The organism is Acidovorax sp. KPB24-03 (assembly GCF_057546605.1).
Genome location: NZ_BAAJYR010000947.1, coordinates 1 through 563, shown reverse-complemented (window position 1 = coordinate 563; position 563 = coordinate 1). Strand labels below are relative to the sequence as shown.

Below are 563 nucleotides of genomic sequence, written 5' to 3'. Positions count from 1 at the left end.
GGCCAGTTGGGCCACGCGGATGGCGCCGCTCACGTTCTTCACGCGCCACGCGGCCTTACCCAGGAAGTGGTAGTGGTCGCGGGGCCGGGCGAAGTCCACGGCGCCGTAGCTCTCCCACTGCAGGCCGTTGTAGACGAACTCGGTGGAGCCGTAGCGCGCCGCATGGTCGCGCGAGAGGAACACGGTGTTGCGCGGCAGCGGCTTGGGCTTTCGGGCATTGCCGTGCTCGGTGACCAGGTAGGGCGTGCCGATCTCGGTGCGGGGGTTGAACTGGAAGTGCGTGATGTCCACGTCGGCGGGAATCTGCGAATCCCACGGCGCATCGGGCCGGATGGGCAGCACCGCGCCGAAGTCGCAGGTGGAGCCCTCGGGCACCAGGTAGCTCACGCGGTGGCCCAGGCGCACCAGCATCTGGCCCAGGTCCCAGATGACGCGCTCGGTGCCGCCATAGCCGTAGACCGGGATCGGGGAGTTGTTGACGAGCAGCACGTGCATGGCGAAACCTTCTTGGCGGTCAGGAGGAGGCAGCGGCGGGCCGGCCCGGGCCCGGCGGCACGGCGGCC

At 70.0% G+C, this 563-nt stretch carries 1 protein-coding gene; it reads right to left on the bottom strand.

Features of this window, described 5'->3' with window-relative positions; translation table 11 throughout:
* Positions 1-495, bottom strand: a 495-nt coding sequence (locus AC27KI_RS26955; protein WP_487116976.1) for a glycosyltransferase family protein, incomplete at its 3' end; no start/stop codon positions are given.
* Positions 496-563 lie beyond the last annotated feature (68 nt).